The sequence below is a fragment of the Pseudomonas sp. A34-9 genome (assembly GCF_029543085.1).
In the GTDB taxonomy this organism is placed as follows: domain Bacteria; phylum Pseudomonadota; class Gammaproteobacteria; order Pseudomonadales; family Pseudomonadaceae; genus Aquipseudomonas.
This window is the reverse complement of the sequence record NZ_CP119967.1, coordinates 2,091,082-2,115,394: the sequence shown is the minus strand read 5'-3', so window position 1 is coordinate 2,115,394 and position 24,313 is coordinate 2,091,082. Positions and strand designations below refer to the sequence as shown.

Annotated in this window: 24 protein-coding genes; 5 read left to right on the top strand and 19 right to left on the bottom strand. The window is 59.2% G+C overall.

Going from position 1 to position 24,313, the window contains the following annotated elements:
• Window positions 1–77 precede the first annotated feature (77 nt).
• On the top strand, window positions 78–1,049 hold the full coding sequence (locus tag P3G59_RS09480; protein WP_250603924.1) for a magnesium and cobalt transport protein CorA: 972 nt from the start codon (window positions 78–80) through the stop codon (window positions 1,047–1,049).
• 84 nt (window positions 1,050–1,133) lie between these two features.
• On the opposite strand, the gene P3G59_RS09475 is transcribed toward P3G59_RS09480, so the two are convergent.
• The 3 genes from P3G59_RS09475 to P3G59_RS09465 all read right to left on the bottom strand — a co-directional run bounded on the left by P3G59_RS09475 (window position 1,134) and on the right by P3G59_RS09465 (window position 5,323).
• Window positions 1,134–1,856: an amidotransferase gene (locus P3G59_RS09475; protein ID WP_277761327.1), complete on the bottom strand. Its 723-nt coding sequence runs from the start codon at window positions 1,854–1,856 to the stop codon at window positions 1,134–1,136.
• Between the two features lie 92 nt (window positions 1,857–1,948).
• Window positions 1,949–4,093, bottom strand: a complete 2,145-nt coding sequence (locus P3G59_RS09470; protein WP_277761326.1) for a 3-hydroxyacyl-CoA dehydrogenase NAD-binding domain-containing protein — start codon at window positions 4,091–4,093, stop codon at window positions 1,949–1,951.
• A gap of 24 nt (window positions 4,094–4,117) precedes the next feature.
• Window positions 4,118–5,323 carry an acetyl-CoA C-acetyltransferase gene (locus P3G59_RS09465; RefSeq protein WP_277761325.1) on the bottom strand — a complete coding sequence of 402 codons (1,206 nt, stop codon included), beginning with the start codon at window positions 5,321–5,323 and terminating at the stop codon, window positions 4,118–4,120.
• 585 nt (window positions 5,324–5,908) lie between these two features.
• Between P3G59_RS09465 and P3G59_RS09460 the strand changes: the two genes are divergently transcribed.
• Window positions 5,909–6,730, top strand: coding sequence for a cytochrome c (locus tag P3G59_RS09460; protein ID WP_277762125.1), 822 nt, complete (start codon window positions 5,909–5,911; stop codon window positions 6,728–6,730).
• Between the two features lie 139 nt (window positions 6,731–6,869).
• On the opposite strand, the gene P3G59_RS09455 is transcribed toward P3G59_RS09460, so the two are convergent.
• The 10 genes from P3G59_RS09455 to P3G59_RS09410 form a co-directional block, all read right to left on the bottom strand.
• Complete coding sequence (locus P3G59_RS09455) at window positions 6,870–7,673, bottom strand: transglutaminase family protein (RefSeq protein ID WP_122597650.1); 804 nt, start codon at window positions 7,671–7,673, stop codon at window positions 6,870–6,872.
• Window positions 7,670–8,620 carry an alpha-E domain-containing protein gene (locus P3G59_RS09450; protein WP_007914063.1) on the bottom strand — a complete coding sequence of 317 codons (951 nt, stop codon included), beginning with the start codon at window positions 8,618–8,620 and terminating at the stop codon, window positions 7,670–7,672. Before P3G59_RS09450 ends, P3G59_RS09455 begins: the two co-directional genes overlap by 4 nt.
• Before the next feature lie 12 nt (window positions 8,621–8,632).
• A complete protein-coding gene (locus P3G59_RS09445; RefSeq protein ID WP_277761324.1) occupies window positions 8,633–10,042 on the bottom strand; it encodes a circularly permuted type 2 ATP-grasp protein in 1,410 nt (469 codons plus the stop codon).
• Window positions 10,043–10,586: 544 nt separating this feature from the next.
• Window positions 10,587–10,934: a ribonuclease E inhibitor RraB gene (locus P3G59_RS09440; RefSeq protein ID WP_007914059.1), complete on the bottom strand. Its 348-nt coding sequence runs from the start codon at window positions 10,932–10,934 to the stop codon at window positions 10,587–10,589.
• Window positions 10,935–11,143: 209 nt separating this feature from the next.
• Window positions 11,144–11,377 carry a hypothetical protein gene (locus P3G59_RS09435; protein ID WP_103303809.1) on the bottom strand — a complete coding sequence of 78 codons (234 nt, stop codon included), beginning with the start codon at window positions 11,375–11,377 and terminating at the stop codon, window positions 11,144–11,146.
• A gap of 237 nt (window positions 11,378–11,614) precedes the next feature.
• Window positions 11,615–12,490, bottom strand: coding sequence for a polyamine aminopropyltransferase (gene speE / locus P3G59_RS09430; protein ID WP_016982904.1), 876 nt, complete (start codon window positions 12,488–12,490; stop codon window positions 11,615–11,617).
• Between the two features lie 215 nt (window positions 12,491–12,705).
• Window positions 12,706–12,897, bottom strand: a complete 192-nt coding sequence (locus P3G59_RS09425) for a PLDc N-terminal domain-containing protein (protein WP_007914053.1) — start codon at window positions 12,895–12,897, stop codon at window positions 12,706–12,708.
• Window positions 12,898–12,968: 71 nt separating this feature from the next.
• Window positions 12,969–13,499, bottom strand: coding sequence for a hypothetical protein (locus tag P3G59_RS09420; RefSeq protein WP_277761323.1), 531 nt, complete (start codon window positions 13,497–13,499; stop codon window positions 12,969–12,971).
• A gap of 165 nt (window positions 13,500–13,664) precedes the next feature.
• Window positions 13,665–14,183, bottom strand: a complete 519-nt coding sequence (locus tag P3G59_RS09415; protein WP_123374706.1) for an ankyrin repeat domain-containing protein — start codon at window positions 14,181–14,183, stop codon at window positions 13,665–13,667.
• Window positions 14,184–14,280: 97 nt separating this feature from the next.
• Window positions 14,281–16,119: a long-chain-acyl-CoA synthetase gene (locus tag P3G59_RS09410; RefSeq protein ID WP_277761322.1), complete on the bottom strand. Its 1,839-nt coding sequence runs from the start codon at window positions 16,117–16,119 to the stop codon at window positions 14,281–14,283.
• A gap of 390 nt (window positions 16,120–16,509) precedes the next feature.
• Between P3G59_RS09410 and P3G59_RS09405 the strand changes: the two genes are divergently transcribed.
• Window positions 16,510–16,788 (top strand): DUF3509 domain-containing protein, encoded by a 279-nt coding sequence (locus P3G59_RS09405; protein ID WP_008080936.1) that lies wholly within the window; start codon window positions 16,510–16,512, stop codon window positions 16,786–16,788.
• Window positions 16,789–16,978: 190 nt separating this feature from the next.
• Here the strand turns inward: P3G59_RS09405 and mtnC are convergent, their stop codons facing one another.
• From mtnC to aroC, 5 genes are all read right to left on the bottom strand, one after another.
• A complete protein-coding gene (mtnC, locus tag P3G59_RS09400; RefSeq protein ID WP_277761321.1) occupies window positions 16,979–17,662 on the bottom strand; it encodes an acireductone synthase in 684 nt (227 codons plus the stop codon).
• Window positions 17,663–17,666: 4 nt separating this feature from the next.
• Window positions 17,667–18,212 (bottom strand): acireductone dioxygenase, encoded by a 546-nt coding sequence (locus tag P3G59_RS09395; RefSeq protein ID WP_277761320.1) that lies wholly within the window; start codon window positions 18,210–18,212, stop codon window positions 17,667–17,669.
• 94 nt (window positions 18,213–18,306) lie between these two features.
• Complete coding sequence (locus tag P3G59_RS09390; RefSeq protein ID WP_007959997.1) at window positions 18,307–18,933, bottom strand: methylthioribulose 1-phosphate dehydratase; 627 nt, start codon at window positions 18,931–18,933, stop codon at window positions 18,307–18,309.
• Entirely contained in the window at window positions 18,930–20,075 is a 1,146-nt protein-coding gene (locus P3G59_RS09385; RefSeq protein ID WP_277761319.1) for an MFS transporter, read from the bottom strand. The genes P3G59_RS09390 and P3G59_RS09385 overlap by 4 nt, the downstream gene beginning before the upstream one ends.
• A 34-nt stretch (window positions 20,076–20,109) precedes the next feature.
• Window positions 20,110–21,201, bottom strand: coding sequence for a chorismate synthase (gene aroC / locus P3G59_RS09380; RefSeq protein WP_277761318.1), 1,092 nt, complete (start codon window positions 21,199–21,201; stop codon window positions 20,110–20,112).
• Window positions 21,202–21,331: 130 nt separating this feature from the next.
• Between aroC and P3G59_RS09375 the strand changes: the two genes are divergently transcribed.
• Window positions 21,332–22,285: an alpha/beta fold hydrolase gene (locus P3G59_RS09375; RefSeq protein WP_277761317.1), complete on the top strand. Its 954-nt coding sequence runs from the start codon at window positions 21,332–21,334 to the stop codon at window positions 22,283–22,285.
• A gap of 99 nt (window positions 22,286–22,384) precedes the next feature.
• Window positions 22,385–23,176: a hypothetical protein gene (locus P3G59_RS09370; RefSeq protein WP_277761316.1), complete on the top strand. Its 792-nt coding sequence runs from the start codon at window positions 22,385–22,387 to the stop codon at window positions 23,174–23,176.
• 93 nt (window positions 23,177–23,269) lie between these two features.
• Here the strand turns inward: P3G59_RS09370 and prmB are convergent, their stop codons facing one another.
• Window positions 23,270–24,178 carry a 50S ribosomal protein L3 N(5)-glutamine methyltransferase gene (gene prmB / locus P3G59_RS09365; protein ID WP_007914027.1) on the bottom strand — a complete coding sequence of 303 codons (909 nt, stop codon included), beginning with the start codon at window positions 24,176–24,178 and terminating at the stop codon, window positions 23,270–23,272.
• Window positions 24,179–24,313 lie beyond the last annotated feature (135 nt).

Here is a 24,313-nt window from a genome sequence, read left to right as displayed (position 1 = left end):
TGACTCTCAAGCAGCGACACGGCTAAGCTGAAGCCTTGTATTCCCTGCCACCTGCCAAGAAGAAGTGAATCACCACCATGGGTCGAGTTGTTGCTGCTGCGGTGTACAGCGCAGGCAAGAAAGTCACCAATATTACCCTCGACGAAGGCGCCGCCTGGGCCGCGAAAACCGGTCACTTTGTCTGGATCGGCCTTGAAGAGCCGGATGCTCAGGAGCTGTCCAATCTGCAACGCCAGTTCAACCTGCACGAACTGGCCATTGAAGACGCCCTGGAAAAACACAGCCGACCGAAGCTGGAAACCTTTGGCGACGCTTTGTTTATCGTCACCTACTCACCCATCCGTGAAAACGGCGTTCTGCAATTCATCGAAACACACATCTTCGCGGGCAAGGGCTACATCATCACAGCACGTAACGGTCACTCGGCGTCCTACGCCCATGTCCGCCAACGTTGTGAGGCACGCCCGCTCTTGCTGGAACACGGGGAAGATTTCGTACTGTATGCGCTGCTCGATTTCGTCATCGAGAACTACCAACCGGTGGGCGAAGCCATTCATGCCGAAATCGATGAACTTGAACGCAACGTACTGTGTAGCGCGTTGAATGAACGCGACATTCAGAAGCTGCATGGCTTGCGCCGCGATGTCGTGCGCCTGCGCCGATACGCTGCGCCGATGGTGGAAATTGGCGAGGAACTGCAGAAGCTGAGCTTCCCGTTTATCGACAAGAACATGCGCCCTTACTTCCGCGATGTGCAGATCCACGTCACGCGGCAAATGGAAGACCTGACCACTCTGGCCGATATCGCCAGCCAGACTATCGAGATTGGTGTGTTGCTCGAGGCATCACGGCAAAGCGTGGTGCAACGCAAGTTCGCTGCCTGGGCGGCGATTCTGGCGTTTCCGACGGCGGTGGCGGGGATTTACGGGATGAACTTCCAGAACATGCCGGAGTTGAGTTGGCACTACGGCTATTTCGGTGTGCTGGGGTTTATTACCGTGGGGTGTGTGAGTTTGTGGGCGAGTTTCAAGAAGTCCGGGTGGCTGTAGAAAAACAAAAGATCGCAGCCTCCGGCAGCTCCTACAGGGTTTCAGTGTAGGAGCTGCCGAAGGTTGCGATCTTTTGCTCCGCTGTTAAGCGGCCTCTGGCTTGTGCGCCACAAAGCGCATCATCCATTCGGCAACCGTGGTGCCATGGTGCTCCTGCTCCAGGCTCGCCACGCCTTTGCTGTAAATCTGCGAGCCCAACGCTTCCTGACGCAGATCCAGCAGCGCACGCGAGTAATCGTGGATGAATTCCGGGTGGCCCTGGAAGCACAACACCTGATCGTTGATGTGGTAAGCCGCAAACGGGCAAAAATCGCTGGAAGCAATCACCGTGGCGTTTTCCGGTAGCGCGGTGACCTGATCCTGGTGGCTGATCAGCAGCGTCAGTTCCTCACGCACCGGGCTCATCCAAGGCGCCTTCGCCGCCAATTTGTATTTATGGGTGCCCACACCCCAACCTTGCGTTGCGCGCTCGCTCTTGCCGCCGAGCAGCAGCGCCAGCAGTTGATGGCCGAAGCACACGCCGAGCAGTTTGTCGCCGCGCTCGTAACGAGTCAGCAGGTATTCCTTGAGGGTCTGAATCCACGGATCAGTGCCGAACGAATCGGCCTTGCTGCCGGTGACCAGGTACGCGTCGAACGTCTGGTCGTCGCTCGGGTATTGGCCCTGCATCACGTTGTAGACGGTGAACTCGGCGGCAATCGGTTGCTGCAAGAACAGGCGCTGAAACATCTGCCCGTAACCCTGATATTGATCGACCAGTTCCGGACGCAGGATGTCGGTTTCCAGAATGCAGATGCGTAGCGACATAAAAAATACCTGACACGTGATGGGAATAATGAACACCCCAGAGCCTGCCTTGAAACACCCTGGCAAGGCAAGCCCCGGGATGCTCGTTGCCCTTAGAACATTTCACCTTTTGCCGCTTTATCCAGGAGCATCGCGGGCGGCGCAAAACGCTCGCCATATTGCTCAGCCAGATACTGTGCGCGAGCGACGAAATCTTTCACCCCGTATTGGTTGATGAACTGCAACGCCCCACCCGTCCACGGCGCAAAACCGATACCGAAGATCGAGCCGACATTGGCGTCCGCTGTCGAGGTCAGCACGCCCTCCTCCACACAGCGCACGGTTTCAATGGCTTGTACAAACAGCAGCCGATCACGTACGTCTTTGGACGAAATTTGCCCGTCGACCTTCTCGAATCGCGTCTTCAGTTCGGGCCACAAATGTTTCTGTCCGCCGGCCGGGTAATCGTAAAAACCGCCACCCGCCGCTTTGCCCGGGCGCTTGTATTCGTTGAGCAGCAAGTCAATCACGGCGAAGGCGGGGTGCTCAATCAGCGTTTTCCCTTCTGCCTGTAGGTCCTTGGCGGTTTGCTGGCGGATATGGCTCATCAGGCTGAGGGAAACTTCGTCGGAGATCGCCAGTGGCCCGACCGGCATCCCGGCCTTGCGCGCTTCGGTCTCGATCATCGGCGCACTCACGCCTTCGCCGAGCATGGCGATGCCTTCGTTGGTGAAGGTGCCGAACACGCGTGAGGTGAAGAAGCCGCGACTGTCGTTGACCACGATCGGGGTTTTCTTGATTTGCAGGACGAAATCGAAACCGCGGGCGAGGGTTTCATCGCTGGTTTGTGCGCCTTTGATGATTTCCACCAGCGGCATTTTTTCCACCGGGCTGAAGAAATGCAGGCCGATGAATTTGCTTTGATCAGGCACGGCAGCCGCCAGCCCGGTGATCGGCAACGTCGAAGTATTGGACGCGATGACGGCTTCGGCGCCAACAACCCGCTGGGCTGCAGCAGAGACCCTGGCCTTGAGATCGCGGTCTTCGAACACCGCTTCGATGATCAGATCGCAACCCGCCAGATCTGCATCGTTTTCACTGGTGTGGATCCGCGCCAGCACAGCCTCGCGCTGCGCAGCATCCATCTGGCCACGGGTGACTTTCTTGTCCAGCAACGCCGACGAATGCGCCTTCCCCTTCTCGGCTGCAGCGAGATTGATATCTTTAAGCACCACTTCAATACTCGCCGAAGCACTGACAAACGCAATCCCCGCGCCCATCATCCCCGCGCCGAGCACGCCGACCTTGCGCGTAACATAAGACGCAAAGCCCTGCGGCCGCGAGCCACCCGCATTGATCTCATTGAGTTGAAACCAGAACGTGCCGATCAGGTTTTTCGAAATCTGCCCGGTGGTCAGTTCGGTGAAGTATCGGGTTTCGATCAAGTGCGCGGTATCGAAATCGACTTGAGCGCCCTCCACCGCTGCGCAGAGGATCTTCTCCGGCGCCGGCAGCGTCCCTTGGGTCTTGCTGCGCAGAATCGACGGCGCAATCGCCAGCATCTGCGCGACTTTCGGATTCGACGGCGTACCGCCAGGAATCTGATAGCCCTTCACATCCCAACGCTGCACCGCCGTCGGGTTGGCCACGATCCACGCACGCGCCTTGGCCAGCAACTCCTCACGATCCGCTGCCAGCTCATCAATCAAACCGGCCTGCAACGCCTGTTGCGGACGGACTTTCTTGCCTTCGAGCAGATACGGCAGCGCCTTCTCGATGCCCAGCATGCGCACCATGCGCACCACTCCGCCGCCGCCCGGCAGCAGGCCGAGGGTCACTTCCGGCAGACCGAGTTGCACCGAGGCATCGTCCAGCGCCACGCGGTAATGGCAGGCGAGGCAGATTTCCCAACCGCCGCCCAACGCCGCGCCGTTGATCGCCGCGACCACCGGTTTGCCGAGGGTTTCCAGACTGCGCAGTTGCCCCTTGAGGGTCAGCACCATGTCATAGAAGGCTTTGGCTTCAGGCTTGCCGACCTTGATCAGCTCATTAAGGTCGCCGCCGGCAAAGAAGGTTTTCTTTGCCGACGTAATGATCACCCCGGCAATGTTGTCTTTTTCCGCCACCAGCCGGGCGACGCACGCGGCCATGGCCTCACGGTACACGGCGTTCATGGTGTTGGCGCTCTGGCCCGGCATGTCGATCGTGAGGACGACGATAGCGTCCTGGCCTTTTTCGTAACGAATGGCTTCGCTCATAACAAGGTTCCTTGATTTCGGGGCTCAGAGGCGTTCGATGATGGTGGCAATGCCCATGCCGCCGCCGACACATAGTGTCGCCAGGCCATAACGCAGGCGCCGCACTTCCAGTTCATCGAGCAGGGTGCCGAGGATCGCGCAACCGGTGGCGCCCAGCGGGTGCCCCATGGCGATGGAGCCGCCGTTGACGTTGACCTTGTCCGGGTCGACGGCCATGTCCTTGATGAACTTCAGCACCACCGAAGCAAACGCCTCGTTGACCTCGAACAGGTCGATGTCTTCAACGCGCAACCCGGCCTTGGCCAGTGCCTTGCGCGTCGCCGGTGCCGGGCCGGTGAGCATGATGGTCGGGTCGGTACTGGTGACCGCTGTGGCGACAATGCGCGCCCGCGGTTGCAGGCCCAGCGCGCGACCCTTGGCTTCGGAGCCGATCAGCATCAGCGCCGCACCGTCGACGATCCCGGAACTGTTACCCGGTGTGTGCACGTGATTGATCCGCTCGACATGGCTGTATACCCGCAGCGCCGTTGCGTCGAAGCCCATCTGCCCGATCATTTCGAAACTCGGTTTGAGCTTGCCCAAACCTTCAAGGGTCGATTCGGCACGAATGAATTCATCGTGATCAAGCAGGATGATCCCGTTCTGATCCTGCACCGGCACCAGCGACTTGTTGAACGAGCCGTCAGCTCGCGCCCGTGCGGCTTTCTGCTGCGAGTGCAGCGCGTAGGCATCGACGTCCTGGCGGCTGAAGCCTTCAAGCGTGGCGATCAGGTCGGCACCGACGCCTTGCGGGGTGAAATGGCTGTGCAGGTTGGTCTGCGGGTCTAGCGCCCAGGCACCGCCATCGCTGCCCATCGGCACTCGGGACATCGACTCGACGCCGCCGACCACCACCAGATCTTCAAACCCGGAGCGCACTTTCATCGCGCCGAGATTGACCGCTTCGAGGCCCGACGCGCAGAAACGGTTGATCTGCACACCCGCGACGCTGACGTCCCAATCGGCCACTTGTACGGCGGTTTTGGCGATGTCCGAGCCTTGATCGCCAATCGGCGTCACGCAGCCGAGTACCACGTCATCGACCTGACTGGTGTCCAGCGAGGTGCGCGCTTGCAGCGCGGTCAGCAGACCGGCCACCAGATTCACCGGTTTGACGCTGTGCAGGGCACCGTCAGGCTTGCCTTTGCCGCGTGGCGTGCGTAACGCGTCGAATATCAAAGCTTGGGTCATGGCGTCCTCGAACCTGTGCGGGGAGTGATTTCTTGTGCCTCCACTGTTGGTCCGAGCGCTCATGTATTCAATGACCGCAGCGCTCAATGCGCTTGACCCACACGCTCAGACGGACGGTCACCAGAGGCCAGGTGAACCGGTTCAGGTCAGCGAGTTGTCTAGCCAGCGGGCGGCAAAGAAGCTGGCAAAAAGCCTCATGCCTTTTTAATCGCAATTCGCAGCAATTCCATATGAAATGGATCTAAGCCAAGCGTGACGCGGGCCCTAAGGTAGTACATGTACGTCAGGGTCGTCGGGTTTTGCCGAGGCCGACGTTCTTCAACAGGAAGTGCACCGCTTGCCGTCATGGATATGCAGGCAGGCATCAGGAAATAACAATAAAGGCGGTCAAGCCATGTTCAAACAACCGAAAGTTCGTCAAGCAGGACTCATTCTTTTCGCCACGACGCTGTTGTTGATTTTGCCGAATTTGACCAAGGTCATCGGCTGAATCGAGCGGCAGGTGCTGGCTATCGCCACTGAAAATGTGACTGGCCCGCTACCCGGGCCAGCGTGGCTGTGCCAACCTTTGCGCACTCCCACGACATGGACGGCGATCATTTGAAAGCGCTCATCGTATTCGGGGCCATGCTGCTGAGCATGCCCTTGTCTGCCGCACAGTTGGATCTGCAACTGGGCGCAACCAGTCGCACCTGGCAGACCGAGGAATTACTCAAGCATCCTCAGGTACAAACCCTCACCATCAAAAACGATGTGTCCTACAAGAAGGACATGACCTATCGCGCCGTGCCCGTGGCTGTGCTGCTGACCGGGATCAAACCGCAAGATCACCTGCAAGCGGTGGCACTGGACGGGTTCGCCGCCGAGCTGGCCGCTGCGCCGCTGCTCAATACAAAAGGCGCACGGGCCTGGCTGGCCATTGAGGATCCGGCTCAGCCTTGGCCAGCGCTGTCTGAGGGCAAACACAGTGCCGGGCCGTTCTATCTGGTCTGGACCGATCCGCAGGCCGGCAATATCAGCCCGGAGCAATGGCCATTCGAAGTCGCGAGCATCAAGCGCATGGCACCGGTGGCCGAACGCTTCCCTGCCCTCCTGCCTGACCCTGCCTTGAAGGCGAATGACCCGGTGAATCTGGGGTTTGCGCTGTTTCAGAAAAACTGCCTGGCGTGTCACCGGTTGAACGGCGCGGGGGATGCGCAGTTCGGGCCGGATCTGAATATTCCGTATAACCCGACCGAGTATTTCGGCGCGGATTTCTTGAAGCGTTACATTCGTGATCCGCAGAGCCTGCGGCAGTGGCCGCAGGCGAAGATGCCGGGGTTTTCGGCAGAGGTTTTGCCGGATGGGGATTTGCAGATGTTGGTGGGATATTTGAAACACATGGCCGGTCGCAAGGTTAAGCCCTGAGTTTCGCGCGACACATTATCTTTTCAATCCAAACCCTGTAAGAGCTGTCGAGTGAAACGAGGCTGCGATCTTTTGATTGTGTTTTTAGCAACAAGATCAAAAGATCGCAGCGTGCCGCCGCTCCTACCGGGGATCGCGTTTACTGTTGCTGGACGGAGATGACCGGCGTCGGCGAGACAAATACCTTCGCATGCATCTGCTCGCATCCACCGCCCCGGCGCATGCCGCGTACCGGGCAGGCATCGAGATAATCGAGGCCCACCGCCAGCTTCAAATGCCGCTCCGGCCGCGCCAGCTCATTGGTCACGTCAAAGCTGTACCAGGCGTCATCCAGCCATGCTTCCGCCCAGGCATGGCTGGCCAGATGCTCGCAATCTTCGCTGTACAAATACCCGGATACATAACGCGACGGAATCCCGAGACTACGCGCGCAGGCCAGAAATGCGTGAGCGTGATCCTGGCAAACTCCGGCACGCCCGGCGAAGGCTTCAGCGGCGCTTGTGTCAACTTCGGTGGAGCCCGGCGTGTAGGTCATGTGCTGATTCAAACCGTGCATCAAATCAATCAGCGCTGTGCGATCGCGCCGTTGCTTGCAGGATTTCTCGGCAAACGCGCGCAAGGCCTCGTCCGCCTCGGTCAACCGGGTAAAGCGCAGAAACGGCAGCGCCGACTGGCTCTCATGCTCAGCCTCGCGCAGCTCATCAATATCAACCTGACCTCGCGCACCGATGATGATCGCCTCGTGCGGTTCGTCCATGGTCAGCACATGCAGAATATTACCGAACGGATCGAGCTGCGCGCGCACCGGGCGCGGCAAATCGAGTTGCCAGCTCAACACGTGCTGACGCTCGCTGTCGTGGGGGGTCAGTCGCAGGTACTGGATGCTCGCCCGCACCTGATCTTCGTAGTGATAGGTGGTCTCGTGGCTAATGGAAAGTCTCATGCAGCCTCCAGGTAGGAACTGTGTATGGCGTTACCCAACTGGCGCACCAGCGGGATGAATTCGGTCAGCCAGGCGTGCAGGCCTTCCTCGAGAATTTCGTTGATGCCGGTGTAGCGCAGGCGCGCGTCCATTTCTGCCGCCAGACGTTGAGCCGGGCGGCCGTTGGCGCCGGGCAGTTGCGCGAGGATCTGATCGATCTCTTCGGTGCAGGCACGCAGTGAACGCGGTACGTCGGCACGCAACAGCAGCAACTCGGCGACATGCCGGGCGCCCGGCGCATCACGGTAGATTTCGGTGTAGGCCTCGAACGAAGACAAGGCGCGCAGCAAGGCACTCCACTGGTAATAGGCGTGGGCCGTACCGTCGCTGACCGCTTCAGCTTGATCGCCGGCCATTTCATAGCGGGCATCGAGCAACCGCAGCGTGTTGTCCGCACGTTCGATGAAGGTCCCGAGACGAATAAAACGAAACGCATCGTTACGCATGATCGTGCCGTACGACGCACCACGGAACAGGTGCGAACGTTCCTTGATCCATTCGCAGAAACGGCTCATGCCATAGCGGCTGAGACCCTGTTCGGCGATCCCGCGAATCTCCAGCCACGTCGCGTTGATGTTCTCCCACATGTCCGCCGTGATGCGTCCGCGAACCGCGTGCGCACTGGCCCGCGCGGCACCGAGGCAGCTGTAGATGCTCGCCGGATTGGCAGCATCGAGAGCGAAGAAGTGCAGCAGCCGTTCGGCATGCAACGCGCCGTGACGTTCCAGGTAATCGTCGAGGGTGCCGGTGATCAGCAGCGGCATGGCCAATTCGTGCAGACCGTCGCCGCGACCGTCCTGCGGCATCAGCGACAGCGAATAACTGATGTCGAGCATCCGTGCGAGGTTTTCCGCCCGCTCCAGGTAACGCGACATCCAATACAGATCCGAGGCAGTTCTACTTAACATGGCAAGCTTCCTTCAATCCTCGACCACCCAGGTGTCCTTGGTACCGCCGCCCTGTGATGAATTCACCACCAGGGAGCCTTCACGCAGTGCCACACGGGTCAAACCACCGGGCACCACGCGGGTTTCGCGCCCGGACAAGACAAACGGGCGCAAGTCGATGTGGCGCGGCGCGATGCCGTTTTCGACAAAGGTCGGACAGGTCGACAGCGACAGCGTCGGTTGCGCGATGTACGCGTGGGGCTTGGCCTTGATGCGTTCGCGGAAGGCATCGATTTCCGCCTTCGTCGACGCCGGTCCCACTAACATTCCGTAACCGCCAGAGCCTTGGGTTTCCTTGACCACCAGATCTGGGAGATTGGCCAGTACATGGGAAAGCTCAGACGGGTTGCGGCACTGCCAGGTCGGCACGTTCTTCAGGATCGGCTCTTCATCGAGGTAGAAACGGATCATGTCGGTGACGAACGGGTACACCGATTTGTCGTCCGCCACCCCGGTGCCGATGGCGTTGGCCAGTACCACGTTGCCGGAGCGATAGGACGACAGCAGCCCCGGCACGCCGAGCATTGAGTCCGGGTTGAACGCCAACGGATCAAGGAACGCGTCGTCGAGGCGGCGGTAGATCACGTCCACCGCTTTCGGGCCATCGGTGGTGCGCATGAAGACCTTGTCGTCACGCACAAACAGATCCGCACCCTCGACCAATTCAACGCCCATTTCCCGAGCGAGAAACGCGTGTTCGAAAAACGCACTGTTGAAGCGCCCCGGCGTCAGCACCACGACGCTTGGGTCGTCGATCGGGCTGGAGCTTTTAAGGGTGTCGAGCAACAGATTCGGGTAGTGATCGATCGGTGCGATGCGCTGGGCGGCGAACAGCTCCGGGAACAGCCGCATCATCATCTTGCGGTCTTCAAGCATGTAGCTGACGCCGCTCGGCGTACGCAGATTGTCTTCGAGCACGTAATAGCTTCCGTCGCCGTCGCGCACCAGATCGACGCCGGAGATGTGCGAATAGATATCACGGTGCAGATCGAGGCCTTGCATCGCCAACTGATATTGCTCGTTGGCCAGCACCTGTTCGGCAGGAATGATCCCGGCCTTGATAATGCGCTGCTCGTGATAGAGGTCGGCGAGGAACATGTTCAGCGCCTTGACCCGCTGGATGCAGCCGCGCTCGACGATTCGCCACTCGCTGGCGGGAATGCTGCGCGGGATGGTGTCAAAAGGAATCAGGCGCTCGGTGCCCTGCTCGTCGCCATAGAGCGTGAAAGTGATCCCGGCGCGATGGAACAGCAAGTCAGCCTCGCGTCGCCGTTGCGCCAGCAGTTCGTCAGGCGTGTCGGCCAGCCAGCGGGCAAACTCCCGGTAATGCGGGCGAACCTGGCCGCCGGCGTCGTACATCTCATCAAAATAGGTGCGGATCATGCCGTACTCCTTGTCACCCGGACATACAGGCCTTCGCAAGGCCCGTGCCATCGGCATAAACGCTTTGATTTCAATCGGTTGGAAATACACGCCGCAGGCACCGCACCATTCCTGTGCGGCAATTGCCCCAACCGGATTGCCCCCGCTTCATTGCGACGCACTGCATCGCCTATCACCAGCATAGTCAGAGTTGATTTCACTGCCCGGCGCAGGCTGCGGATAATCCGCGCATTCGCTGCAAAACTTCATCGGCCACTGCGCCACGAAAGACTCGGCTCAACTGCTCTGGACTGCCGTCGCAGCCCGCCCCGCTTAACCCTGACCGGTTTCCTCTGCTTATCGGTCTTCCCTTTTAGCCACCTTCTCCGGTGGCTTTTTTTTGCCTTTTGGAAATGTTTTGAAAGCAAAAGCAAAAGATCGCAGCCTGCGGCAGCTCCTACATGAATCTGTGCAGGAGCTGCCGCAGGCTGCGATCTTTTGATCGTTGAATAAACAACGGCCAACCCGAGGGTCAGCCGTTGCTCAACTCTAAATGTGCATGAGATCAGTTCAAACGGTGGCGGTTGCGCACCTCCTGCTTGACGCCCCAACCCTCGATGATGCCTCCCAGCGGTTCGACCACGGCAGAGAAACCCTGCTCGAAGTCGCCGATATCGTCATACGTCGCGTACATCACCTTGCTCAATTCCAGTGCCCATGCGCCATCATCACGCACGCTGACCTGGGCATTGATGGACTCACCGCGAAATTTGCCTGCCGCCCTGCGCGCCCGCTCCTCGTCCGGGAAAATGGCGTAGAACTCGATGGGATGGAATCGGGAAAAATCGAAACCGCCTTCTTTCATGCGGCGCAGAACATTGCTGCTGATGTCTTCTTGATAGGCTGTGCTCATGAATCGTCCCCCTCGCATAGATGGATAGACTTTCCGTATTCCCGCCCCGGGCCTCAGGCCAAAGTACGACGGCAACGTGGTTGCACGCGGGAACAAGCATGTAGCTGACAAGACCAGACCTTAGCGATCCGTTCGCTGATCTCGCTTGCAGAGTAGCCCCAAGATAGAGCCGCTGCCAAGGCCTGGTGCTTCAAGTGACAGGAAGAATTTCAGATTGGCGTGATGCTGCGGATTTCGATGCTGTTCTGGGTTTTCAGGTTTTTCACGCCGGCATCGGCGGTGCGCCCTTCCAGATCGTTCAGATCCAGTTCGGCGGCAACGGGCAGGAGCCGTTCCTTGATCAGTCGAGCGGCCTCGTCATCGCTGGGGCATTCGGCACGTTCGAACACCTCATCGACAATTTCACCATGATCGTCCACGAAAGTGACTTTCCACTTTTGCATCGGTGCCTCCTCGATCAAACCCGCAAATGGGCTTACCTCTATCTCGACTTTTCGCCGGATTGATCGTTCAAAAGGATTGCAGCGCGCGAACATGAAAAAAACGACATCTACCGTAGGAGCTGCCGAAGGCTGCGATCTTCCGTGACGCAGAGCGTACCTGGCTGCGTTCCCACGCAGAGCGTGGGAACGATGCTGTCAGTGCGCTTTCGGCTCCCATAGGGGTATTGCAGCGTTCTTTTAGTCGTTGCTCGGCTTGTTGATCGCTTGCAACACGTATTGCGGCAAGGCGAACGCGCCGATGTGGATTTCCGGGTTGTAGTAGCGGGTGACGATACCGCTGCCGATGAAGCGCTGTTGCAGGGTTTCACGGCTGAGCTTGCGGTAGGCCGGGTTGGTCGAGCCCCAGGCGAAGGTCATCGAGCCGCCGATGTAGGTCGGTACGGCCGCCTGGTAGAAGTGCCAGTCCGGGAACAGGCTGTTCAGGCGACCGGCGGTGGTTTTCACTTCGTCGATCTGCATGAACGGCGTGCCGTTCTGGGTCACGAGGATACCGCCCTCGTTCAGGCAGCGGTGGCACGCCTGATAGAAGTTTTCCGAGAACAACACTTCACCCGGGCCGATCGGGTCGGTGGAGTCGGAGATGATCACGTCGAATTTTTCCGTGGTGGTGGCGACGAAACGCATGCCGTCGTCGATCACCAGGTTCAGACGCGGGTCGTCGTACGCGCCGCTGGAGTGGTTTGGCAGGAACTCTTTGCACATGTCGACCACGGTGCCGTCGATCTCGACCATGGTGATGTGCTCGACGCCGGCGTGCTTGGTCACTTCGCGTAGCATGCCGCCGTCACCGCCACCGATGATCAGCACGCGCTTGGCGCTGCCGTGGGCGAGGATCGGCACGTGGGTGAGCATTTCGTGGTAGATGAATTCGTCGGCTTCGGTGGTCTGGATCACGCCGTCCAGCGCCATCACCCGGCCCATGCGCGGGTTTTGGAAGATCACCAGATGCTGGTGTTCGGTGCGCACTTCGTGCAGCAGTTTTTCCATGCGAAAACGCTGGCCGTAGCCTTCGTAGAGGGTTTCCAGATACTCGCTGGTTTTGGTGACGGTCATGGTGAAGTGCTCCGATGAATGCGCGGGCGCCTATCGTGGGGACGATTGCCCGGGAAAGGCGCGCATTCTACGTTGCCGAAGATGACAGGTCGAACCTCACAACCACAATCCCTGTAGGAGCTGCCGAAGGCTGCGATCTTTTGATGTTGATTGTAAAAAATACAAGATCAAAAGATCGCAGCCTTCGGCAGCTCCTACAGGGTATTGCAGTGTGATCAGATCCGCACGTTGCCCCGCGGTCCGGCGATTGCCCAGATGATCAGGCCCAGCACAGGCAGGAGGATGATCAGCAACACCCAGACGATTTTCATCCCGGTGGTCGCGCCGCTTTTCAGCACATTGATGATGGCCCAGATGTCGAGGGCAAGGATGATCAGACCGATCAGACCGTTGAACGTGGAACCCATGGTGTCGCTCCAGAATAGTGGCATGCACTTTTAGGATAGACGGTCGCGCGCAGGGTTCCCTTTTATTGCTCTCAGACGTGAACGGCGATCTTCAAGGCTTCGAGCGAGGGCGCGGCGGCGATGCCGACTCCGGCGCACAGTTCCAGCACCCGTGGCACGTCGTTGCCGAAGACCAACACCATTTGCAATTCGTCGTCGAGTAACTGGCTGAAGTTCATCAGTGTGTAACCGCCGTTTTCCTTGTTCATGCTGCTCATTTGCACCTGAATACGATTCAGTGCAGTCAAGGCTTCGGTTTTGGCCAGTTGCTTGGGCTTGAGATTGAACTCCACGCCTGGGCCGAACGAGGCGACGATCTGTGCAAACAGGTCGACGTAGGTGTCAGCCTGGAACAGCACGGTTTCCGGCAGGCTGCCGACGACGACCCACTCGCCCAGCGGAATCGGGAAAGTGTCGTCGTAGTTGATGTCCGGATTGGCGGTCAGAAAAGCATCGGCATCGGCGTAGGCTTGCGCGGCTTCATCGGCCACTTTCAGGATCTCGTCCTCGCCCATGCAGCCAGAGCTGATTTTGCTGATGAGTTCGACGAGTGCGGCTTTCATGAGGGCGGATCCTGTGGAAGGTGAAATTTGAGGGCGCGGAGGATAGCGCACAAAGCAAAAGATCGCAGCCTTCGGCAGCGCCTGAACGTTCAGCGTTCGTCCACGAAATGGACGGCCAACGCGTTCAATGTAGGAGCTGCCGCAGGCTGCGATCTTTTGATCTTATCAACCCAACAGTTTTTCCAGCTGCGCGGTGGTATCAACCGCGCCCATCGTGCGGGCCGCGTCCAGCGCCGTGACGCCATTGGCATCCTTGGCTTGCGGATTTGCGCCTTTGCTGATCAGGTAATCAACGATTTCCACACGGTTGAACATCGCCGCCATCATCAGCGCCGTACGACCATCAAACGACGAGCCTTCAATCTCGGCGCCCGCCTCAACCAACGCCTTGACCACCGCCAGATCGCCTTTGAACGCCGCACCGGCAATCGGACTCTGGCCGTTGCCATTGCGCATTTCCGGATCGGCCTTGTGTTTAAGCAGCACTTGCACTGCATCGACATGGCCGTAATAGCTGGCCAGCATCAACAACGTGTCGCCCTTGCTGTTCTTCAGGTTCACCGGCAAACCGGCCGTGACCAGGCGATCAAGCATCTCGGCATCACCGTCGCGCGCCTTGTTGAAAACCTGCTCGGTGAATTCGGCAGCTTCTTCAGGGGTCATCTGGCGGCTTTGGTCGGACATGGGGCAACTCCATTTTCGATATATCGGAAAGCCGACAGTTTCCCGAGCGCGACCGTGGCTGTCACCCCCTTTTTCTCAAGCCGCCCCATAGCCAGATTCAATAGCGATATTTGCCCTGATGAATTTCTGCCAGCACTTCGTCGGTGACCCGAACGTAAGTCTGCGTGCCGGGCAGCCACGCGTAGATCGGGTCATCGCCCGACTGGCCGGGGTCGAAGCCTTCATTTTTCAGTCGGGTTTTCTGGTATTTGAAGGTGCCGGTGGTTTCCATTTTGACCTTCACTCGCAGGAACAACGGCACGGCATAGGCCGGCATGCGCTCCCGGGCGAAGGTCAACAACTCGGCGAAATCCAGCGTCGCAAGGGATTCTGCTGGCGTGATCGCCGCCATGCCGGCGCGCCCATTGGTGTTGCGGATTTCCACGCCATAGGCCACCGCTTCGGAGATGTGCGGGTGCTGCAGCAAGAGGTTTTCGACTTCAGTGGTCGAGACGTTTTCGCCCTTCCAGCGATAGGTATCACCGAGCCGATCAACAAATTGTGCGTGGCCGAAACCGATGTTGCGCAGCAGATCGCCGGTGTTGAAAAAGCGATCGCCCTTGGTAAACACGTCTTGCAGCACGACCTTGGCGGTCTTTTTTGGATCGGTGTAGCCGTCCAGCGGCGCCTTCTCGTCGATGCGCGCCAGCAGCAAGCCCTGCTCGCCCTTGCCTACCTTGCGCATGAAGCCGTCGCCGCTGCGGATGGGTTCGCCGCTGTCGTGGTCGTAGGCCACCAACTCCCAGGCCATCAGCGAGAAACCAATGGTGTTGTCGAAGTTGAGAATGTTGGTGAAACCGATATTGCCGTCGCTCGCCGCGTACAGCTCACAGATGTGTTCGACGGCGAAACGCGTTTTGAACTCGGCCCAGGCGCCGGGGCGCAAGCCGTTGCCGATCATCTTGCGCACCTCGTGACGGCTGTCATCGGCGCTGGCCGGTTGATCGACCAGATAACGGCACAACTCGCCGACGTAACCGAGGGTGGTTGCCCGATAACGGCGCACGTCGTTCCAGAATTGACTGGCGCTGAACTTGCGGCGAATCGCGAAACCCGAAGCGCCGTTGACCGCCGAGCCCCAGCACACGCAGAGACCCGTGGCGTGGTACAGCGGCAAGGTGCAATAGACGACATCGTCGGGGCCCATGTTGAGGGCGATCATGCCGAAACTGGCGGAGCTGCGCATCCAGCGCCCATGCTTGAACACCCCGGCCTTGGGCAGGCCGGTCGTGCCCGAGGTATAGATGTAGAAACACGGATCGTCGAAGAAGATCTGCTGACTGCTCGGCGGATTCTCACTGCAAGCGTCGGCACTGGCGCTGATCAGATTGACGTAGCCCTCGGGCGCAATGCCCGGATGGCTGTAAGTGTCCTGATCTGCCACGAACCAGGTACGTGGCGCGGCAATCGTCACTTGATCGCGAATGGCCGCATACGCTGGAACCAGTTCTTCGCCCACGACAATCGCCACCGGCGCCACCAGGTTCACACTGTGGATCAATGTGTCGCGGGTTTGTGAGGTATTGAGCAGCGCGCTGACAGCGCCGACCTTGGCCAGCGCCAGAATGGTGACCAGCAGCTCCGGGCGGTTTTCGATGAACACCGCCACCACGTCGCCCTTGCCGATGCCCTGCCCGTTGAGATAGTGAGCGATGCGGTTGGCCCACTGGTTGACTTGGGCATAGGTCAGCCGCACATCGCCCTGTAACAGCGCCGGCCCCTCGGGGTTGCGCAGCGTCGCTTGCTCAAACGTCCAGCCAAGGCCACAGCTTTGGGTCGGATCCGTGACGTTGGCCACCTTCATGCCCTTGACCACCCGTGGGATGGCCTTGGCGATCATCGGCAGTTTGCGGAGCATCATGCCCCAGGTAATCGTGTCGCTTGGCGCGTGACTCATGGAAGCTCCCCGTCCGACCTTGGCGTACAGGTCGATGTTTTTATTTTTCGGGCTTTGGCTTGAAGCAACCGGCACATTCGAGCGCGGGTCGAGATCGAAAATACGTCAGCGCTTCTCGCGCTGTACACGCGGTTTTTGCAATGTTTTGTATCCGCTGATCTTTGGGGATCGGTGCTGATCTGCGGATCGACGATTGGTTCCGTCGAATCGACAACGATCCCGCAAAATGCAGGATGCACGATGGCCATTCATGCAGTTTGCACGACCCGTTCAATTTTCCTTGTTTTTAAGTAGTTGATTTATAACGATTATTTTATTTTCAAATGCTGGCACAATCGCTGCAACCTCCTCTGCATGCTTGCCATTCAAGTGCATACGGAGCTGAAAGACATGAGCCTGATTCAAGAAAAATTTACCTCCCTGTTCTCCAACTTCGACGTCACCACTGCGCCACGTCCCGATGGCGGGATCCTGCTGACACTGCGCAGCAGCGACGGCAAAGTGTTCAAACGCGCACTGACTTATCAACAACTGCATGCCGGCGACCAACTGTCGTGGGCGATCAGTGCCATTCGCCGTGACCTGGCTGAACAAGCCAGTGAGTTGCCGCAAATTGCAATGCTGCAAAGCCAGCAGCGTTTTGCTCTGCCGACGTATCACTCGCTGTAATTTTTAAAGCGCTTTAAACAAAACAGGCCGTGGAGCTTTCGCTACACGGCCTGTTTTTTTGTGCGCGATCTCTATTTCATCGCGGACTCACTGTAGGAGCTGCGGCACGCTGCGATCTTTTGATCTTGTTTTTAAAGATCAGAATCAAAAGATCGCAGCGTGCCGCAGCTCCTACAGGGGTAGGTGTGAATTAGAAAGCTTCAGGTTCGATGGCGGTGAACGTCTCGACGGTGACGTGGCTTCCCAACTCCCCGCCTTCGCGGGCCAAACCACAGGTTTGCAGGCCGGCGGCTTGCGCAGCGTCCAGCTCTTCAACGATGTCCGAGAGGAACAGGATCTCCGCCGGCTCTACGCCGATGGCCTGCTGGATATTGGTGTACGACTGCGCCTCACGCTTGGGCCCCGACGTGGTATCGAAATACCCGCTGAACAGCGGCGTCAGATCGCCCGCCTCCGAGCAGCCAAAAATCAGCTTCTGCGCCTGGATCGAGCCCGACGAGTACACAAACAGTTGATAACCGGCAGCATGCCAGCGCCGCAACGCTTCCACCGCATCCGCGTAAACATGCCCTTTCAATTGCCCGGCGTGATAACCCTGGGCCCAGACCATGCCTTGCAAAGCCTTGAGCGGCGTGGCTTTGCGGTCTTCCTCAATCCAGCTCAAGAGAATCTCGACAACCCGTTCGACATCGGCCTGCGGCGCGTTGCTGTCACGGCGCACGGCATCGAGCTGCTCGGCAACATCGGCGCGTTCGGCGTTCTGACGGACGAAATCCGGCAGGTGTTTGGCCGCATACGGAAACAGCACGTCGAAGACGAAACTCACCGCGCTGGTGGTGCCTTCGATGTCAGTGACAATGGCTTTGATCGACATCGAATCAGTCCTCCAGACGCGGAAAGCGGCCGGCGATGTCTTCGCCGGTGAAGTTGGCAACCCAGCCTTCCGGGTTGTTGAACAGACGAATCGCCACGAAGTGCGGATGCTCGCCCATGTCGAACCAATGCTTGGTGCCGGCGGGTACCGAGATCAGATCATTCTTCTCACAGAGTACGGCGTAGACGTAATCGTCGATGTGCAGGGTAAACAGCCCACGGCCGGCGACGAAAAATCTGACTTCGTCTTCGCCATGGCGATGTTCTTCAAGGAACTTGGCGCGCAATTCGGCTTTTTGCGGGTGATCGCTGTTCAGGCTGATGACGTCGACGGTGATGTAACCGCGCTCGGTCATCAATTTGTCGATCTGCTCTTTATAGCCGCTGATCACTTCTTCCTGGGTTGCGCCGGGCTGGATCTTCGCAGCGGCTTGCCAGCGGTCGAAGCGCACGCCTTGCTCGGCCAGGGTCGAGGCGATGTCTTCAAAGTGGGTCAGCACTTTGTTGGGAATATCGGGGCTGGAAACGTGATAGACGGACAGGCTGCTCATTGGGGCAATTCCTCGGTATCGGCCTTGCCGTCCGGTTCTTGCAGACCGGTCGGGCACAGCATTTCATCAGGCAAACGGGCTACTTCTGGTGAAGTCAGCCTTGGCGGTTCATGACGCTGCGGGTTTTCAACTCGCATTCAAACAAAAATTCAAAGGCCTCGATCTGCCGCAGCGCGTCGCTCATCTGTGCGCCCCAGGTGTAGAGACCGTGGCCGCGAATCAGATAACCGACGCAATCGGGATGGGCGTCGAGCCAAGGCTGCACCTTGGCGGCGAGGCGCGCAATGTCCTGATCGTTGTCGAAAATCGGCACGCGCACCCGCGATTCGTGGGTCGAAATACCGCTGAAGGCTTTTTGCAGTTCGTAGTCTTCGAACTCGATAAAGTCTTGCGGGGTCAGGCGCGACAGCACCGTGGCATTGACCGAATGGGTGTGCAACACCGCGCCGATCTCCGGCCGCCAGCTGTACAGCTGCGTGTGCAGCAAGGTTTCGGCGGACGGCTTCTTGCCCGGTTCCAGGCTGTTGCCGGACAAGTCAGTGGCGAGCACATCGTCCAGGCCCAACTGGCCCTTGTGCTTACCGGACACGGTCAGCAACGCTTCACTCGGCGACAGGCGCGTCGAGTAGTTGCTACTGGTGGCCGGCGACCAGCCGCGGCCATACAAAAAACGCCCGGCGTCGACGATTTGCTGGGCGAGTTGTTCACGCGTAAGGCTCATGGCCTGTCCTCTTGCATACGTGTGGCAATGATAACGGCAGCGGCAAGTGCCGCGAGACTGGCAATACTAAAGGTCAATGTCGCGCCGAGGGCATTCCAGCTGTAACCGGAATACAACGCACCAAGCGCACCGCCGGTGCCGGCCAGTGCGGCGTACAACGCCTGGCCCTGCCCTTGCTGGCGCGCGCCGAAGCTACGTTGCAGGAAAGCGATGGCAGCGGCGTGAAAACTGCCGAAGGTCGCCGCATGCAGAACCTGCGCGAACAACAGCACCCAGAGAAACTCGGCGAACGAACCTAGCAGCAACCACCGCAGCGCCGCCAGCAGAAAACTCGCCATCAACACCCGACGCAGGGAAAACCGCGCCAGAATCCGGCTCATCGCCATAAACATCAGCACTTCGGCAACGACACCCACGGCCCAGAGCATGCCGATGGTGCCGCGCGTGTAGCCGAGTCGTTCAAGGTGCAAGGTCAGAAAGGTGTAATACGGGCCGTGGCTCATCTGCATCAGCGCCACGCAGCCATAAAACGCCAGCACGCCGGGATTACCCAGTTGCTTGAGGAAACCCTCGCCGGTCGGTCGATTGCCTTGTGGCGGTTGCGCGTTCGGCACCCACAGACTGCTGAGGACAATACCGGCCATGATCAACACCAGCGCCGCCGGGTAGATATCGAGGCTCAGCCATTCGAACAGACGACCGAGCACGACCACGGTGATGATGAACCCGATCGAACCCCACAGACGGATCTGGCTGTAACGCGAGGTCTGCCCCTGCAAATGCGCCAGGGTAATCACTTCGAATTGCGGCAGCACCGCGTGCCAGAAGAACGCGTGCAAGGCCATGACCATCGCCAGCCAGGCGTAGGTCTTGCTGACGAAGATCAACGAAAAGGTCAGCAGCGTGCACACCGCGCCGAAACGCACGATGGCCAGGCGTTTGCCGGTGTAATCGCCCAGCCAGCCCCAGATGTTCGGCGCCACGCAGCGCATCAGCATCGGGATCGCGACCAGTTCACCGATCCGCGCCGGACTGAAACCGAGATGATCGAAGTACAGCGCCAGAAACGGCGCTGTCGAACCGAGCAAGGCGAAATAGAACAGATAGAAACTGGACAGCCGCCAGTAAGGGAGCGCCGCCACGCCGGTTATGCCGCGACGGCCTTGAGGCCTGCCATCAAAGCTGACCCAGCACCGGCGTGCTCACGCGTACATCGGCGTTCTGGCCACGGTGACGCAGCAGGTGATCCATCAGCACGATGGCCATCATCGCTTCGGCAATCGGCGTGGCGCGAATGCCGACGCATGGGTCGTGACGGCCCTTGGTGATGACGTCGACCGGGTTGCCGTGGATGTCAATCGAACGGCCCGGGGTGGTGATGCTCGACGTTGGCTTCAACGCCAAATGGGCAACGATCGGCTGACCGGACGAGATACCGCCGAGGATGCCGCCCGCATTGTTGCTGAGGAAACCTTCCGGGGTCAGCTCATCGCGATGCTCGGTGCCGCGTTGGGCGACGCAGGCGAAACCGGCGCCGATTTCCACGCCTTTGACCGCGTTGATGCTCATCAGCGCATGGGCCAGTTCAGCGTCGAGACGGTCGAAAATCGGCTCGCCCAGACCCGGCATCACGCCTTCGGCAACGACAGTGATCTTCGCCCCGACCGAGTCCTGATCGCGGCGCAACTGATCCATGTAGGCTTCCAGCTCCGGGACTTTGTCCGGATCCGGGCTGAAGAAAGCGTTGTCTTCCACCGAATCCCAGGTCTTGAACGGGATTTCGATCGGGCCGAGCTGGCTCATGTAGCCACGGATGACGATGCCCTGGCTGGCCAGATATTTCTTGGCAATCGCACCGGCCGCCACGCGCATCGCGGTTTCCCGCGCCGAGCTGCGGCCACCGCCACGGTAATCACGCTCACCGTATTTGTGGTGGTAGGTGTAGTCGGCGTGGGCCGGGCGGAACAGATCCTTGATGGCCGAGTAGTCCTTGGACTTCTGGTCGGTGTTGCGGATCAGCAAGCCGATCGAGCAACCAGTGGTGCGCCCTTCGAACACGCCGGAGAGGATTTCGACTTCGTCGGCTTCCTGACGCTGGGTGGTGTGGCGGCTGGTGCCCGGCTTGCGGCGATCGAGGTCGCGCTGCAAGTCTTCGAGGGAGATCTCCAGGCCCGGCGGGCAGCCGTCGACAATGGCGACCAACGCCGGACCATGGCTTTCGCCAGCGGTGGTGACAGTGAACAACTTGCCGTAGGTATTGCCGGACATGCAGGACGCTCCGTGAAATCAAACCCAAATTCGTGATGCGCGCCAGTATACGCAGGCTAACCGAGTAGTTCATCCTCGAACCTTAGTGGTGCTGGCGAGTCCAACCGGCACCTTGGCGAATGATGGCGTGATGATGCTGCGAGTTTTGATCTTGAGTCTTACCCTCTTTACTGGCTTTGCCCAGGCGACGGTCCTACAACGCCCGGTCACTTTGGATACCGGCACTGGCGAACTTTTCGGTTCGCTGCTGCTGCCAAAATCTGACAACCCGGTGCCGGTTGTCTTGATTATTTCTGGCTCGGGTCCTACGGACCGTGACGGAAACAACCCCGACGGCGGGCGTAATGACAGCCTCAAGCGCTTGGCCTGGGTGCTGGCCAAACACAATATCGCCAGCGTGCGCTACGACAAACGCGGTGTTGCGGCGAGCCTGGCGGCGACGCCTGATGAGCGCAATTTGTCGGTCGAGGCCTACGCGGCGGACGCGGTGGCGTGGGGGCGCAAGCTCAAGGCCGATCCACGTTTCGGCAAGCTGATCCTGCTGGGCCACAGTGAAGGCGCGCTGATTGCCAGCCTCGCCGCGCCGAAAGTCGATGCGGCGGCGGTGATTTCCTTGTCCGGCAGCGCCCGCCCGGTCGATCAGGTCATCCGCGAGCAACTGGCTCGCAGCCTGCCGCCACCGCTGATGCTGCGCAGTAACGAGCTGCTCGATAGCCTCAAGGCCGGCCAGACCGACGACAATGTGCCGCAGCCGTTGCAGGTGATTTTCCGCCCAAGCGTGCAGCCATATCTGATTTCACTGTTCCGTCAGGATCCGGCGAAAGCGTTTGCGCAATTGCAGATGCCGGCGCTGATTGTTCAGGGCAGCAACGACATCCAGGTCGGCACCGAGGACGCAAAGCGGCTCAAAGCCGCCAAACCGGACGCCGAATTGGTGGTGATCGAAGGCATGAACCACGTCATGCGCATCGTGCACAACGACATGAAGCGGCAATTGGCCTCATACAAGGATCCGAATTTGCCGCTGGCGGCGGAGCTGGGTAGCAAAATCATCGAGTTTATTGACGGACTTCGCACCCGTTAACCGTTGTTAGCCCTCCAGTCCTGCAAAAAACGGCCGATAAGCCTTTGTCGCCAGCGCAATGGCTGGCGGCAAGCAGGGCTTGGACAGGATCTCGCCGTTATGACTGATACCCCGACTTCACCCGACACCACCGCTGAAAAAGACGCACCGCCAGCGGTCGAGCTGCCGTGGGCGGATGTCCATGTCGAGCACCACAAGATGCTCCGCCTGGCCCCGTTGCAGACCGATCGTCACACCGGTGGCCGGCCGCTACGCTTTGTCGAGTTCGGCTATGCCGAGCGCAACAGCAAAGAACACAGCCTGATGCGCATGGAAATCAAGCTGCCTGGCCAGCGCGTGCGCAAAGAACAGAATCATCTCGATGTGTGGGTCAATCACACGACCAAGCGTGTGCATTTCGGCCCGGACAGTGGCCTGCAGATCGAACCGTTGAACCGTGGCATCGGTCGCTTCATGGCCGCGCAAGGCATCAACTGGGCGAAAAAGCGCTGGCCGACGTACACCGTCGACGGCATGGACTTGAACAACAAGGACGCGCTGAATGAAGACACGCGTCTGCGTCGCGATCATTTCCTGCGGGTCCACGGGTTTGATGTGGTGTACGCCGATGCCCAGCATTTGAAGGGTAGCGTCAAGCAAGTGAAGGTCGGTGACTTGCTCGGCGACTGGAACAGCGAAAAGCTGCAGAACGTCGAGATTCTCGAAGCGGCGCAGATGCTTCAGCAGGCCGAGCAGAATCTGGCCGAGCAGGAAGTGAAGCTGAAGAAGCAGGAAGACAAGGTCAGCAAGTTCAAGCGTGAAGATGCCGGACTGCGCTTTACGATTACCTGTCTGGTGGCGTTTGCGGTGTTTCAGGCGGGGTTGTTGATCTGGATTGCCACACACCGCTAGATCAAAAGATCGCAGCCTTCGGCAGCTCCTACAGGGTGTACACAAATCCCAATGTAGGAGCTGCCGAAGGCTGCGATCTTTTGCCTTTAGCCTTTAGACGCGGGAAGCGAACAGGGCCTGATGATCGCGGCACTGTTCCGCCGTCAGCATGAACACACCATGCCCGCCGCGCTCGAATTCGAGCCAGGCGAAATCGACTTCCGGGTACAACGCGTCAACGTGCACCTGGCTGTTGCCGACCTCGACAATCAACAGGCCCTTCTCGGTCAGATGATCGGCCGCTTCAGCGAGCATGCGTCGAACCAGGTTCAAACCATCGTCGCCACACGCCAGGCCCAGCTCCGGTTCGTGCTGGTATTCGTCCGGCATGTCGGCGAAATCTTCCGCATCCACGTAAGGCGGGTTCGACACGATCAGGTCGAAACGCTGACCCGGCAAACCATCAAAACCATCGCCCTGCACGGTGTACACACGCTCATCAACGCCATGACGCTCGATGTTCTGGTTGGCCACTTCCAGCGCCTCGAACGACAAATCGGCCAGGACCACCTCGGCGTTCTGGAACTCATAGGCGCAGGCAATACCGATGCAACCGGAACCGGTGCACAGGTCGAGAATCCGCGCCGGCTCGGTGCCGATCCACGGCGCAAAGTGATTTTCGATCAGTTCGCCAATCGGTGAACGCGGGATCAACACGCGCTCGTCAACGATGAACGACATACCGCAGAACCACGCCTCGCCCAACAGGTAAGCGGTCGGAATGCGTTCCTCGATACGACGCTTGAGCAGGCGTTGCAGATTCACCAACTCATCGTCTTCCAGCGCGCAATCGAGGTAGCTGTCGGCGATTTCCCACGGCAGGTGCAATGCGCCGAGTACGAGTTGCCGCGCTTCGTCCCATGCATTGTCGGTGCCATGGCCGAAAAACAGATCCTCCCCATGGAAGCGGCTGACGGCCCAACGAATGTGGTCGCGCAGGGTACGAAGTCGGGAAGTGATCACGGGGCAGAACTCCAGAAAAAACGACTGGCAATTCTACCAGCCAAAACGCGCCACGACGACGCAGGAAAATCATCCGGACGACGGTAGGAGTTTTCTGTTTTTTGCATCGGCTATTGAACAGAACGTGTAACTTGA

Excerpts from the sequence above, each read along its gene's own strand:
- P3G59_RS09410 (WP_277761322.1), bottom strand. The coding sequence starts at position 16,119 with ATGAGTCACGCGCCAAGCGACACGATTACCTGGGGCATGATGCTCCGC.
- P3G59_RS09435 (WP_103303809.1), bottom strand. The coding sequence starts at position 11,377 with ATGCAAAAGTGGAAAGTCACTTTCGTGGACGATCATGGTGAAATTGTC.
- P3G59_RS09445 (WP_277761324.1), bottom strand. The coding sequence starts at position 10,042 with ATGATCCGCACCTATTTTGATGAGATGTACGACGCCGGCGGCCAGGTT.
- P3G59_RS09440 (WP_007914059.1), bottom strand. The coding sequence starts at position 10,934 with ATGAGCACAGCCTATCAAGAAGACATCAGCAGCAATGTTCTGCGCCGC.
- P3G59_RS09465 (WP_277761325.1), bottom strand. The coding sequence starts at position 5,323 with ATGACCCAAGCTTTGATATTCGACGCGTTACGCACGCCACGCGGCAAA.
- P3G59_RS09370 (WP_277761316.1), top strand. The coding sequence starts at position 22,385 with ATGACTGATACCCCGACTTCACCCGACACCACCGCTGAAAAAGACGCA.
- mtnC (WP_277761321.1), bottom strand. The coding sequence starts at position 17,662 with ATGTCGATCAAAGCCATTGTCACTGACATCGAAGGCACCACCAGCGCG.
- P3G59_RS09470 (WP_277761326.1), bottom strand. The coding sequence starts at position 4,093 with ATGAGCGAAGCCATTCGTTACGAAAAAGGCCAGGACGCTATCGTCGTC.
- P3G59_RS09395 (WP_277761320.1), bottom strand. The coding sequence starts at position 18,212 with ATGAGCAGCCTGTCCGTCTATCACGTTTCCAGCCCCGATATTCCCAAC.
- P3G59_RS09390 (WP_007959997.1), bottom strand. The coding sequence starts at position 18,933 with ATGAGCCTTACGCGTGAACAACTCGCCCAGCAAATCGTCGACGCCGGG.
- aroC (WP_277761318.1), bottom strand. The coding sequence starts at position 21,201 with ATGTCCGGCAATACCTACGGCAAGTTGTTCACTGTCACCACCGCTGGC.
- P3G59_RS09375 (WP_277761317.1), top strand. The coding sequence starts at position 21,332 with ATGATGCTGCGAGTTTTGATCTTGAGTCTTACCCTCTTTACTGGCTTT.
- P3G59_RS09455 (WP_122597650.1), bottom strand. The coding sequence starts at position 7,673 with ATGAGACTTTCCATTAGCCACGAGACCACCTATCACTACGAAGATCAG.
- P3G59_RS09405 (WP_008080936.1), top strand. The coding sequence starts at position 16,510 with ATGAGCCTGATTCAAGAAAAATTTACCTCCCTGTTCTCCAACTTCGAC.
- P3G59_RS09415 (WP_123374706.1), bottom strand. The coding sequence starts at position 14,183 with ATGTCCGACCAAAGCCGCCAGATGACCCCTGAAGAAGCTGCCGAATTC.
- P3G59_RS09420 (WP_277761323.1), bottom strand. The coding sequence starts at position 13,499 with ATGAAAGCCGCACTCGTCGAACTCATCAGCAAAATCAGCTCTGGCTGC.
- speE (WP_016982904.1), bottom strand. The coding sequence starts at position 12,490 with ATGACCGTCACCAAAACCAGCGAGTATCTGGAAACCCTCTACGAAGGC.
- P3G59_RS09425 (WP_007914053.1), bottom strand. The coding sequence starts at position 12,897 with ATGGGTTCCACGTTCAACGGTCTGATCGGTCTGATCATCCTTGCCCTC.
- P3G59_RS09480 (WP_250603924.1), top strand. The coding sequence starts at position 78 with ATGGGTCGAGTTGTTGCTGCTGCGGTGTACAGCGCAGGCAAGAAAGTC.
- P3G59_RS09460 (WP_277762125.1), top strand. The coding sequence starts at position 5,909 with ATGGACGGCGATCATTTGAAAGCGCTCATCGTATTCGGGGCCATGCTG.
- P3G59_RS09475 (WP_277761327.1), bottom strand. The coding sequence starts at position 1,856 with ATGTCGCTACGCATCTGCATTCTGGAAACCGACATCCTGCGTCCGGAA.
- P3G59_RS09450 (WP_007914063.1), bottom strand. The coding sequence starts at position 8,620 with ATGTTAAGTAGAACTGCCTCGGATCTGTATTGGATGTCGCGTTACCTG.